11 protein-coding genes, 2 tRNA genes and 1 pseudogene are annotated in these 10993 nt (G+C 51.0%); 6 read left to right on the top strand and 8 right to left on the bottom strand.

All coding sequences use genetic code 11. The features are described 5' to 3' along the window. Positions 1–25: 25 nt before the first annotated feature. Both SK32_RS11670 and SK32_RS11675 read left to right on the top strand, forming a co-directional pair. The gene (locus SK32_RS11670; protein ID WP_048212537.1) at positions 26–793 is read left to right on the top strand and encodes an amidohydrolase; all 768 of its coding nucleotides are present in this window, start codon (positions 26–28) and stop codon (positions 791–793) included. 180 nt (positions 794–973) lie between these two features. Next, positions 974–1384 carry a Spy/CpxP family protein refolding chaperone gene (locus SK32_RS11675; protein WP_048212538.1) on the top strand — a complete coding sequence of 137 codons (411 nt, stop codon included), beginning with the start codon at positions 974–976 and terminating at the stop codon, positions 1382–1384. Between the two features lie 99 nt (positions 1385–1483). On the opposite strand, the gene SK32_RS11680 is transcribed toward SK32_RS11675, so the two are convergent. Both SK32_RS11680 and dnaQ read right to left on the bottom strand, forming a co-directional pair. After that, a tRNA-Asp gene (locus SK32_RS11680) sits at positions 1484–1560 on the bottom strand. Between the two features lie 134 nt (positions 1561–1694). After that, a complete protein-coding gene (gene dnaQ, locus SK32_RS11685; protein ID WP_075551413.1) occupies positions 1695–2423 on the bottom strand; it encodes a DNA polymerase III subunit epsilon in 729 nt (242 codons plus the stop codon). On the opposite strand from dnaQ, the pseudogene rnhA reads away from it, so the two are divergent. Next, positions 2377–2955, top strand: a pseudogene (rnhA, locus tag SK32_RS11690) (ribonuclease HI). The gene dnaQ and the pseudogene rnhA overlap by 47 nt on opposite strands. On the opposite strand, the gene SK32_RS11695 reads toward rnhA, so the two are convergent. Then, positions 2952–3674, bottom strand: a complete 723-nt coding sequence (locus SK32_RS11695) for a class I SAM-dependent methyltransferase (protein ID WP_048212541.1) — start codon at positions 3672–3674, stop codon at positions 2952–2954. The pseudogene rnhA and the gene SK32_RS11695 sit on opposite strands and share 4 nt — an antisense overlap. A gap of 33 nt (positions 3675–3707) precedes the next feature. Between SK32_RS11695 and gloB the strand changes: the two genes are divergently transcribed. Together gloB and mltD are read left to right on the top strand one after the other, a co-directional pair. Continuing rightward, a complete protein-coding gene (gene gloB / locus SK32_RS11700) occupies positions 3708–4463 on the top strand; it encodes a hydroxyacylglutathione hydrolase (protein WP_048212542.1) in 756 nt (251 codons plus the stop codon). A gap of 71 nt (positions 4464–4534) precedes the next feature. After that, complete coding sequence (gene mltD / locus SK32_RS11705) at positions 4535–5893, top strand: murein transglycosylase D (RefSeq protein WP_048212543.1); 1359 nt, start codon at positions 4535–4537, stop codon at positions 5891–5893. 49 nt (positions 5894–5942) lie between these two features. On the opposite strand, the gene SK32_RS11710 is transcribed toward mltD, so the two are convergent. The 3 genes from SK32_RS11710 to SK32_RS11720 all read right to left on the bottom strand — a co-directional run bounded on the left by SK32_RS11710 (position 5943) and on the right by SK32_RS11720 (position 8897). Beyond that, the gene (locus SK32_RS11710) at positions 5943–6713 is read right to left on the bottom strand and encodes a class I SAM-dependent methyltransferase (protein ID WP_048212544.1); all 771 of its coding nucleotides are present in this window, start codon (positions 6711–6713) and stop codon (positions 5943–5945) included. 76 nt (positions 6714–6789) lie between these two features. Next, positions 6790–7590: an endonuclease/exonuclease/phosphatase family protein gene (locus SK32_RS11715; RefSeq protein WP_048212545.1), complete on the bottom strand. Its 801-nt coding sequence runs from the start codon at positions 7588–7590 to the stop codon at positions 6790–6792. Positions 7591–7721: 131 nt separating this feature from the next. After that, positions 7722–8897 (bottom strand): MFS transporter, encoded by a 1176-nt coding sequence (locus tag SK32_RS11720; RefSeq protein WP_048212628.1) that lies wholly within the window; start codon positions 8895–8897, stop codon positions 7722–7724. A gap of 104 nt (positions 8898–9001) precedes the next feature. Between SK32_RS11720 and yafC the strand changes: the two genes are divergently transcribed. Further along, complete coding sequence (yafC, locus tag SK32_RS11725) at positions 9002–9916, top strand: DNA-binding transcriptional regulator YafC (protein WP_048212546.1); 915 nt, start codon at positions 9002–9004, stop codon at positions 9914–9916. Between the two features lie 21 nt (positions 9917–9937). Here yafC and dkgB read toward each other — a convergent pair whose 3' ends face one another. Together dkgB and SK32_RS11735 are read right to left on the bottom strand one after the other, a co-directional pair. Beyond that, positions 9938–10741, bottom strand: a complete 804-nt coding sequence (gene dkgB, locus SK32_RS11730; protein ID WP_048212547.1) for a 2,5-didehydrogluconate reductase DkgB — start codon at positions 10739–10741, stop codon at positions 9938–9940. Between the two features lie 164 nt (positions 10742–10905). Next, a tRNA-Asp gene (locus SK32_RS11735) sits at positions 10906–10982 on the bottom strand. Between the last annotated feature and the right edge of the window lie 11 nt (positions 10983–10993).

The raw sequence follows: 10993 nt of genomic DNA on the forward strand, positions 1-10993 counted from the left end.
TGCTGTTCAACGAGGAGCCTCGATCGTGCCAGGTTTAAAAATTACGCTGCTGCAACAACCGCTGATCTGGATGGATGGCCCGGCCAACCTGCGCCATTTCGACCGCCAACTGGAAACCGTCACCGGGCGTGACGTTATTGTGTTGCCCGAGATGTTTACCAGCGGATTTGCGATGGAAGCGGCAAACAAATCGTTGCCGCAAGAGGAAGTTGTAAGCTGGATGCGTAGCAAAGCGCAGCAGACGAATGCCCTGATAGCAGGTAGCGCGGCGATACAGTCTGAACGGGGGCCGGTGAATCGTTTTTTGCTGGTTGAACCCGAAGGCACCGTGCATCTCTATGACAAACGCCATCTGTTCCGCATGGCGGATGAGCATCAGCATTATCAGGCAGGTGAAGAGCGCATCATCTTTGAATGGCGTGGTTGGCGCATTCTGCCGTTAGTCTGTTATGACTTGCGTTTTCCGGTGTGGTCGCGTAACCGCAACGACTACGACCTCGCCTTGTATGTGGCTAACTGGCCCGCACCGCGCTCGCTGCACTGGCAGATTCTGCTCACCGCACGGGCAATTGAAAATCAGGCGTATGTAGCAGGATGTAACCGTGTGGGAACCGATGGTAACGGCCATCATTATCGCGGTGACAGCCGGGTGATTAATCCGCAGGGTGAGATTATTGCCACCGCCGAGCCGCATCAGGCCACACGTATTGACGCTGAGTTGTCACTCTCGGCGCTGCGCGAGTATCGCGAGAAGTTTCCCGCCTGGCAGGATGCTGACGCTTTCATCCTGTAGAGTTCGCCTTCCCTCCCGCCACGGACCATGTATCCACGGCGGGATTGTTTCACTCCGTAACCAACCGCAAAACAAATTCGCGTGGCGACATGCATCGGGCAACGTATTCTGCAAGGGATAATCACTCGTCACCAGCGAGTGGCAGACAATGTCGATAATTCCCTTATCAGGATTTCAATAATGAAAAACTTCGTACGCATGACTTTGCTGGCAGTTACCGTGGCTGGCGCTTCTTTTAGCACGCTTGCAGCAACCACATCTAATGTTCCGGCTCCGGCCCAGGATCCGGTCGTTCAACACCTTAAGTTGACCAACGACCAGGTGGCGCAGATTAAAAAACTGCACCAGCAGCTTGAAACCAATGTCGGTCAGATTTCAGTGAAAGACGTTAAAGACGGCGCGCTAATTGACGTCATCAAGTCCGGGAAATGGGATGAAGCAGCCGTCAAAAAACAGCTTTCGGCGTTCAGCAACATCGAACAACAGGCGCGTTATTACCGCGTGAAATACTACTTTGACCTGAACAAAGTGCTGACCCCAGAACAGCGCCAGCAGGTGCAAAAAGATATCGCACAGACGCTGAGCGAGTAACAGCAAGGCCTGCAATAACATATGGTTGCAGGCTTTTATTTTTTGGGCAGTAAAAACGACGAAAGCCTGAATCATTTCTGATTCAGGCTTTCTGAATAGTGGCGGAATGGACGGGACTCGAACCCGCGACCCCCTGCGTGACAGGCAGGTATTCTAACCAACTGAACTACCACTCCGCGTTGTGTTCCGCTTGGGAACGAAGCGAATATTACGGATTGCCTCGCGCCTCGTCAACGCTTTTTCTCACGTTTTTTAATCGTTTGCTGCAAAAATCACCCGAATGACCATTTCTGTACTGTAAATACCAGAACTAGGCCCGCCAGAGGCAACTTCCGCCCTTCTTCTGTACCAGGTCAAGGCGTGACTCATGGGCTGCCAGCTCTTCATCAGTGGCGAAAACAACGCGTAATTTACTGGACTGACGCACAATGCGCTGGATCCCCGTATCATTCTGCTGCTGACTGTCACCTTCCATTGAGAACGCCATGGTGGTCTGCCCACCGGTCATCATCAGATAAACGTCGGCCAGAATCTGGGCATCGAGCAATGCGCCGTGCAGGGTACGCTTGCTGTTGTCTATCTCATAGCGCGAGCATAACGCATCAAGGCTATTACGCTTGCCAGGAAACATTTTCCTCGCCAACGCCAGGCTATCGGTCACTTTACAGAAGGTGTTCGTCTTCGGGATATCGCGATGGAGTTTCGCGAATTCGTAATCCATAAAGCCGATATCAAACGATGCGTTATGGATAACCAGCTCCGCGCCACGGATATAGTCGAGAAACTCATCGGCAACATCGGCGAACGTGGGTTTATCAAGCAGGAATTCATCGGCGATTCCGTGTACGCCAAACGCTTCCGGGTCCACCAGCCGATCCGGCTTCAGGTAAACGTGGAAGTTATTTCCGGTCAGGCGGCGGTTCACCACTTCAACCGCACCGATCTCAATGATCTTGTGGCCTTCGTAGTGGGCGCCAATCTGGTTCATACCGGTGGTTTCGGTATCGAGGACTACCTGTCGTGTAATTCCAGTGCTCATAACGGTCATTTATGTCAGACTTATCGTTTGATTTCGATTTGCTAAAACAGGAAGTCTACCAGAGATGCTTAAACAGGTAGAAATTTTCACCGACGGTTCATGCCTGGGAAATCCAGGGCCAGGTGGTTACGGGGCGATTTTACGCTATCGCGGGCGCGAAAAAACCTTTAGCGAAGGCTACAACCTCACTACCAATAATCGCATGGAGCTGATGGCGGCAATCGTTGCGCTGGAAGCCCTGAAAGAACAGTGTGAAGTGATACTCAGCACGGACAGCCAGTATGTGCGTCAGGGCATTACGCAGTGGATCCACAACTGGAAAAAGCGCGGCTGGAAAACCGCAGATAAAAAACCGGTGAAGAACGTCGATCTGTGGAAACGTCTGGATGCCGCGCTGGGGCCGCACCAAATCAAATGGGAATGGGTCAAAGGGCACGCGGGTCATCCGGAAAACGAACGCTGCGATGAGCTTGCTCGTGCTGCGGCAATGAGTCCCACCCAGGATGATGTTGGGTATCAGGCAGAGTCTTAAGCATCTGGCTTGCGGTATTGTCGGGTGGCCCCAACGGCCTGGCGGATGCGTGCCTTACTCTTACTTTGTTTCATCGGATTGAGCGTAAGCGGAATTGTTCGCTTGCGCGCGACAACCAACTGCAAACAGCCTAGTGCCGGAATATGCGCACTTAACATTTTACCGCCCTGCTTCGCCCAGGGCAGTACGTGGAACCGGCTATAGTGCAGCACCTCAAAATTCAGCAAAGAGAGCCAATCCAACTGGCGCATCAGGGTAAACATCCGGCTGTTGTAAGGCGGTGTTTTACGTAGCACTGGCACCAGCTTACGCAACCCCATCAGGCCAACCGGGTTAAACCCGCTCAGTATTAACCAGCCATCATCAATCAGTACCCGGTCGGCTTCACGCAATAAGCGATGCGGATCGGCGCACCACGGTAGTGTATGCGCCAACAGGCAAACATCCACGGATTTATCGGCAAAAGGAAGGTGTAAAGGATCGGCTGTGACCTGCATGGGCGAACCTTGCAAAGAAACATTTACCTGATGAGAAACCGCGCACGCTTCAGAATCGATTTCTGCGCTTAAATTACCAATCTTAAGCAGATGAAAACCGTACATTTTTGCGAACCACGGATTAAGCTGATGTTCCAGCGCCTCACGATAGTGCTCACCCCAGGGTAAATCATCCCAGCTAATGGGCGCTACGACAGTTTGAGGGATCCTTGCCGGTTTCATCACAACCTTCCGTTACGCATTGAGAGGTAATTTATGAATCTTAACAGTATTCCCGCATTTCAGGACAATTACATCTGGGTCCTGACAAATAATGAAAATCGTTGCCTGATTGTTGATCCGGGCGAAGCCGCTCCCGTTTTGAAAGCCATTGCAGAATATCACTGGGTGCCAGAGGCCATTCTCCTCACCCATCACCATCAGGATCACGTCGGCGGTGTGAAAGAACTTTTGCAACATTTCCCACAATTAGTGGTTTACGGACCGGCTGAAACGCAAGATAAGGGAACGACCCATATAGTCAAAGATGGCGATATTGCACTCGTTTTAGGGCATGAATTTAAAGTAATTGCCACGCCGGGTCACACTTTAGGACATATCTGTTACTTTAGCCAACCTTACCTATTTTGTGGCGATACGCTCTTTTCAGGCGGCTGTGGCAGACTATTTGAAGGTACAGCTTCACAGATGTATCAATCACTTAATAAATTAAGTGCGCTTCCTGATGATACATTGATCTGCTGCGCCCATGAGTACACATTAGCAAACATGAAGTTCGCCTTAAGCATTCTGCCGCACGATTCGTTTATTAATGATTATTATCGTAAAGTTAATGAGTTACGGGTAAAAAAACAAATGACGCTACCCGTAATTCTGAAAAATGAGCGACGAAATAATCTTTTTTTAAGAACAGAAGATATTGATTTAATTAACGAAATAAACAAAGAAACAATATTGCAACAACCTGAAGAGCGTTTTGCCTGGTTAAGGTCAAAGAAAGATACGTTCTGACAATTCCGGGTTGCCTTTTGAAAACTTCGCCGTTATGATCGGTCGTCTTTTAAGCAACTATTGACACACACATGAAGGCAAAAGCGATATTACTCGCCTCTGTCCTGCTTGTTGGGTGCCAGAATACTGGTAACGTCCAACAGCACGCACAGAGCCTTTCTGCAGCTGGTCAAGGGGAAGCAGGAAAGTTTACAAGTCAGGCGCGATGGATGGACGATGGAACATCTATCGCTGCTGATCAGGATTTGTGGGCTTTCATTGGTGACGAGCTAAAGATGGGAATTCCGGAAAACAACCGGATTCGCGAACAAAAACAGAAGTATTTACGCAATAAGAGCTATCTCCACGATGTAACTTTACGGGCAGAGCCGTATATGTACTGGATAGCCGGGCAAGTTAAGAAACGTAACATGCCTATGGAACTGGTACTACTACCCATAGTGGAGAGCGCTTTTGATCCTCACGCAACGTCTGGCGCCAATGCCGCAGGTATTTGGCAGATCATTCCGAGCACGGGGCGCAATTATGGTTTAAAACAGACCCGCAATTATGATGCACGTCGCGACATTGTGGCTTCCACCACTGCCGCGCTGGACATGATGCAGCGTCTGAACAAGATGTTTGATGGCGACTGGCTGCTGACTGTTGCCGCGTATAATAGCGGTGAAGGTCGTGTCATGAAGGCAATCAAAACGAACAAAGCTCGTGGTAAACCCACTGACTTCTGGTCGTTGCCATTGCCTCAGGAAACGAAGCTATACGTGCCCAAAATGCTGGCATTGAGCGATATACTCAAAAACAGCAAACGCTATGGCGTACGTCTGCCAACAACAGATGAAAGCCGCGCGTTGGCACGTGTTCGCCTGAGTAGCCCGGTTGAGATGGCTCAGGTTGCCGATATGGCGGGTATTTCCGTCAGCAAGCTGAAGACCTTCAATGCAGGTGTGAAAGGCTCCACGTTGGGTGCCAGCGGTCCGCAATACGTGATGGTACCAAAGAAGCATGCAGAGAAGCTGCGTGAGTCTTTGGCTTCCGGCGAAATTGCAGCCGTACAGTCAACGCTGGTTGCGGATAACACGCCGCTGAACAGCCGTAGCTACAAAGTTCGCTCTGGCGATACGCTTTCCGGCGTCGCTGCACGTCTTGGCGTGAGCACGAAGGATCTGCAGCAGTGGAATAATCTGCGTGGATCATCGCTGAAAGTGGGCCAAAGCCTGACCGTAGGTGCGGGTACCAGCGCGCAGCGGTTGGCTAATAACAGCGATAGCATCACCTATCGTGTGCGTAAAGGCGACTCGCTGTCGAGCATTGCCAAACGCCACGGGGTTAACATCAAGGATGTGATGCGCTGGAACAACGATACGGACAATCTGCAGCCAGGCGATCAGCTCACGTTGTTTGTGAAAAACAACGGCATGCCGGACTCCTGATAGCATTGTAGAAATGAAGGCACTGGCTTCCCCCCAGTGCCTTTTTTATTTATCCCGCTTTATGCGCCTCAACCATGATCGTGTCGCTGGTAAACGAGCCATCTTCCTGCAACGCAAAGTAGGTTTTCACTTCAACAGAAGCACTCTGTTGGTAAACACGAATCGCACCGCTCAACGCTGCAGGCGTGCGCATCCGCGCCACCCACGAACTGAACTCCAGCGGCAGACGGTCACTTAACAACGTATCGGCAATCAGATTGGCATCATTGATTAACGACAACCACTCTCCGCTGGAATAGTTGCGAACGTGCGAGGTATCACGTAACGCCTCGACAGTTTGCAACCAGATATCACGTACAGGATGGCCTGGCGACATCACATCCATCACAATCAGCACACCGCCGGGCTTCAGAACGCGGTTCACTTCCCTCAGCGCGCGCCCGACATCATGCCAGTGATGCGCGGAATAGCGGCTAATCACCACATCAAAAGCGCAATCGCTGAACGGCAGGCTCTCTGCGTATCCCTGTCGCGTGGTGATATTATCCAGGCCCTTCTCTTTTGCAGCCTCTGCGACCACCTCAAGCATTTGAGACGATAAATCATAAGCCACAACCTGTTGTACGTGTTGCGCAGCCACAAAGCTGGCGTGCCCCGCTCCACATCCCATATCCAGTACCCGTGCCTGTGGAAAAGCAGACAGCCTTTCCGCCAGTCGTTGTAAATCACGACCCGTAGCATGTACGGTGCTGGTTAAATAGGCATTAGCCTGAGAGCCAAACTGCTTTTCGACGTTGTCATGGTGGGAGCGTGTTGTCATTGTGTTGTCCTTCGGTTGTTGTGAAATATGAAGGGCAACCATCACAGGCCTGCCCTACGGCAGACCTGACACACCGTTATTGTTCAGGTTTGCCGGGACTGAATTCAACGAGTAGCGGGTTGTGGTCAGATGCGCGGGTGACCAGCACAGAGGCTTCACTCACGTTCAGACCGCGATAGAACACAAAATCGAGAGGACGACCAAACGCGCGGCGGCGCTGATCGTCAGTAAAGCGTACCTGGCGCAGTGACATTTCACGCGCAAAGCGGTACAGCGCATTCATCCGTCGACGGCTCCAGGCATTAAAATCGCCGGCCATGATCACCGGACCGCTGTGATGAGCAATCTGATCGCCAATCGGAAGTAACTGCTTGCTATAGACATCAACGCCAAGGCTAAAGTTAACCGCGTGGATATTCACCACCATTAATAGCCGAGTGTCAGGCAATGGGTACACCGTCACCAGCGCCGATTTCGCCAGCCGTAAAATCGGCTCACGCTCGCGCAATGGGCAGCAGTAAACGGGGTGGGCGGAGGAAAGCGTCATGACGCCAGAGGGATGCTGAGGCAGCACAAAGGCCGGAACCTGATCGGCAGCAAGATAGTTAGCGGTCGCAAACTGCACCAGTTCTGGCGTGGTTTGCGCTTCCTGCAATAACACCAGATGCGCGTCTTTGCCAAAATTCTTCAGCACCGACTGCCATTCTGCCCGTTGTTGCTTAAAAATATTCCACACCAGCACGCGAATGCGATCTTCACTGCTTAACGGCACGCCTGCAGGTAATGCCTGGCCGATATGCGCAAATGACCCAGGCGGTAAAATCCGCTCAACGGGCTGTCCGGCAACATAGCGCATGGCATAGGTGTTTTTTCGCACTTTAGACTTTCAAACCTCTGTAACGTCAACCAGCCCGCAGCCGGACTGGTTCTTCTGTTATAGGGACTTTAGCACTCACTTTCAACGAACAATTACAGTTTGTTTTGTAAGTGGGTACTTACATCAATGAATTATCCCAATACTACCCGCGCCGGTTTATCCAGGCGACCGCTGATACTCATCAGTAAAAAAGCGACCAGAACAATCAGCGCGCCAATCCACGGAGTCTGTGCTAAACCATAATGCTCTACCGTTTGTCCGCCAATTACAGAGCCAAGCGCAATGCCAATATTAAACGCAGCAATATTCAGACCTGATGCCACATCCACCGCATTTGGGGTAAATTGTTCCGCTTTCTGTACCACGTAAACCTGCAACCCCGGTACGTTACCAAAGGCAAAGATCCCCATCACCAAAATGGTAGCCAGCGCGGCGTACTGCGTGGAGGCCGTCAGTTGGAAAACCATCAGCAGAACAAACAGCGCGGCGAAGATAAATTTCAGCGCCGGGACAGCACCATGTTTATCCGCCAGCTTACCTCCCCAGATATTACCGATAGCGACCGATACGCCATAGCCCAGTAAGATCCAGCTTACCGCTGCCGGCGAAAAGCCAGCCAGGTCCTGCATCATAGGAGCCAGGAAGGTGAATGCAGTGAAGACACCACCGTAACCCAGTGCCGTAACCGCGTAGATAAGCAACAGGCGCGGATGGGTTAAAACCTTTACCTGATCACGAATGCTGGCGGCCTCCCGACCCGGAATGTTGGCCGGGATCAGCAGTTGGCTGCTAATCAGTGCAATCACACCCAACAGAGATACAGCAAGGAAAGTCTCGCGCCAGCCAAAGTGCTGACCGATAAACGTACCCAACGGCACGCCCGTCACCAGCGCCACCGTTAAGCCGCCAAACATAATGGCGATGGCGGAAGCGGCTTTCTCTTTTGGCACCAGGCTTGTCGCGATGGTAGAACCAATCGAGAAGAATACGCCGTGTGCCAGGCCTGTCAGCAGGCGGGCGACAATGAGTGTCATATACCCGGGTGCCTGCCATGCCAGCAAATTCCCCGCCGTAAACAGAACCATCAGCGCAACCAACAGTTGCTTACGTGGCAGACGTCCGGTCAGGGCAGTCAATACTGGCGCCCCGATCGCGACACCCAGCGCATAGATTGAAACCAGCATCCCGGCAGAAGGTAAAGAGATCGCCAGTTGTTCAGCAATGGTCGGCACCAGGCCGACAATCACAAATTCAGTCGTGCCAATAGCGAAGGCACTTATTGTGAGTGCAAATAAAGCGAGAGGCATAAATAGCTCCATATCATCAATAATCAGATGACACGTAGTATGCCGGGATGTTTTAATGACAAAAATATTCAAAATCTCAATATAATTTTGCTTCAGGTGCAAAAATGAAAGCGACATCCGATGAACTTGCGATTTTTGTAGCCGTAGTTGAAAGCGGTAGCTTTAGCCGGGCGGCAGAACAGCTTGGACAAGCCAATTCCGCGGTCAGTCGGGCAGTAAAAAAGCTGGAGATGAAACTGGGCGTCAGTTTGCTGAATCGCACAACCCGACAGCTAAGCCTGACCGAAGAAGGAGAGCGTTACTTCAGACGTGTGCAGCAGGTACTGCAGGAAATGGCAGCTGCAGAAATGGAAATCATCGAGTCGCGTAATACTCCGCGCGGTCTGCTACGTATCGATGCGGCAACACCGGTGATGTTGCATTTCCTGATGCCCCTGATCAAACCTTTCCGTGAGCGCTATCCCGAGATGACGTTGTCGCTGGTTTCCTCAGAGACATTTATCAATCTTATTGAACGAAAAGTGGATGTTGCGATACGTGCCGGTGCCTTGACTGACTCAAGTCTGCGCGCACGTCCACTCTTTACCAGCTACCGCAAGATTATTGCTTCACCTGACTATATTGCCCGCTTCGGTAAGCCAGAGACTGCTGAAGAGTTAAAGCAGCATCTGTGTCTGGGGTTTTCTGAACCCATTTCGCTCAATACATGGCCCATTGCCTGTAGTGACGGACAATTACATGAGGTTGAGTGCGGCCTGTCTTCGAACAGTGGCGAAACGCTGAAGCAGCTTTGCCTGAACGGCAACGGTATTGCTTGTCTTTCAGATTATATGATTGATAAGGAGATCGCTCAGGGTAAGCTGGTCGAATTGATGGCGGATAAACGACTGCCAGTCGAGATGCCTTTCAGCGCGGTGTATTACAGCGATCGTGCCGTCAGTACTCGTATTCGGGCATTCATCGATTTTTTAAGTGAATATATAAGAACAGCTCCCGAAGGAGCTGTAAAAGAGGGTTAAAGGCCCAGAGGGGTCAGGCAATTAATCCCACTCAGGCGCCAGACCTTCCGGGCTAACCAGGCGGTCGTTGCAATCCAGAGCAGCGATTGCCGCTTTGTCTTCCGCATCAAGGTGCAGTTCCAGCGCCAGCAGGTTGCTTGCCAGGTTTTCACGCTTGGTAGAAGAAGGGATCACAGAGTAACCTTCCCCCATCGCCCATGCCAGAATCACCTGGGCCGGCGTCGCGTTATGTTTAGCCGCAATGCCAGCAATCACTTCATCTTTCAGCGCCTTACCGTAAGCCAGCGTCATGTATGAGGTGATGTGGATACCGTGCTCTTTCGCCCAGTCAACAACCTTACGGCTTTGCAGATATGGAGATAACTCAATCTGGTTAGTCGCAATATTCTCTGCACCCACAGCAGCAATAGCTTTTTCCATCAATGGGATAGTGAAGTTAGAGATACCAATTTCACGAGTCAGCCCTTGCTCTTTAGCTTCGAGCAATGCTTGCATAAACTCTTCAACAGAGACGGCATCACTTGGTGATGGCCAGTGGATCAGCGTCAGATCAACATAATCTGTGCGCAGTTTTTTCAGGCTCTCTTTCAGGCTTGGGATCAGCTTATCTTTGCCAAGATTTTCAATCCAGATCTTAGTTGTGATGTACAACTCATTACGCGGTACGCCACTTTCGGCAATCGCCTGACCAACAGCCGCTTCATTATCATATATTTGTGCAGTGTCGACAGCACGGTAGCCCAGATCAAGCGCCGTTTTAACAGAAGCGATAACCACGTCGTCTTTCAGGCGGAAAGTACCTAAACCAAATGCAGGGATTGTCATAGAATTCCTCTTTTTAATCACAATGTTCGTTAACTGAGGGGATTATGACCTTCTGCTCTTTATAGAAAAAGAGCGAACAATGCAGAGGATTTTTGCGAATTCAGCAATAATAAAGTTACAGGCAAAGAAAAAGCCCTGAGCAAATGCTCAGGGCTCTTAATAAGTGGCGGAACGGACGGGACTCGAACCCGCGACCCCCTGCGTGACAGGCAGGTATTCTAACCAACTGAACTACCGCTCCACCGAATTTCT

Source organism: Citrobacter sp. MGH100, from assembly GCF_001034465.1.
Classification (GTDB): domain Bacteria; phylum Pseudomonadota; class Gammaproteobacteria; order Enterobacterales; family Enterobacteriaceae; genus Citrobacter; species Citrobacter youngae.

What these genes read in the sequence shown, in the direction of transcription:
- SK32_RS11675 (WP_048212538.1), top strand. Translation starts at nt 974, where the DNA reads ATGAAAAACTTCGTACGCATGACTTTGCTGGCAGTTACCGTGGCTGGC.
- mltD (WP_048212543.1), top strand. Translation starts at nt 4,535, where the DNA reads ATGAAGGCAAAAGCGATATTACTCGCCTCTGTCCTGCTTGTTGGGTGC.
- SK32_RS11695 (WP_048212541.1), bottom strand. Translation starts at nt 3,674, where the DNA reads ATGAAACCGGCAAGGATCCCTCAAACTGTCGTAGCGCCCATTAGCTGG.
- SK32_RS11720 (WP_048212628.1), bottom strand. Translation starts at nt 8,897, where the DNA reads ATGCCTCTCGCTTTATTTGCACTCACAATAAGTGCCTTCGCTATTGGC.
- yafC (WP_048212546.1), top strand. Translation starts at nt 9,002, where the DNA reads ATGAAAGCGACATCCGATGAACTTGCGATTTTTGTAGCCGTAGTTGAA.
- dkgB (WP_048212547.1), bottom strand. Translation starts at nt 10,741, where the DNA reads ATGACAATCCCTGCATTTGGTTTAGGTACTTTCCGCCTGAAAGACGAC.
- dnaQ (WP_075551413.1), bottom strand. Translation starts at nt 2,423, where the DNA reads ATGAGCACTGGAATTACACGACAGGTAGTCCTCGATACCGAAACCACC.
- gloB (WP_048212542.1), top strand. Translation starts at nt 3,708, where the DNA reads ATGAATCTTAACAGTATTCCCGCATTTCAGGACAATTACATCTGGGTC.
- SK32_RS11710 (WP_048212544.1), bottom strand. Translation starts at nt 6,713, where the DNA reads ATGACAACACGCTCCCACCATGACAACGTCGAAAAGCAGTTTGGCTCT.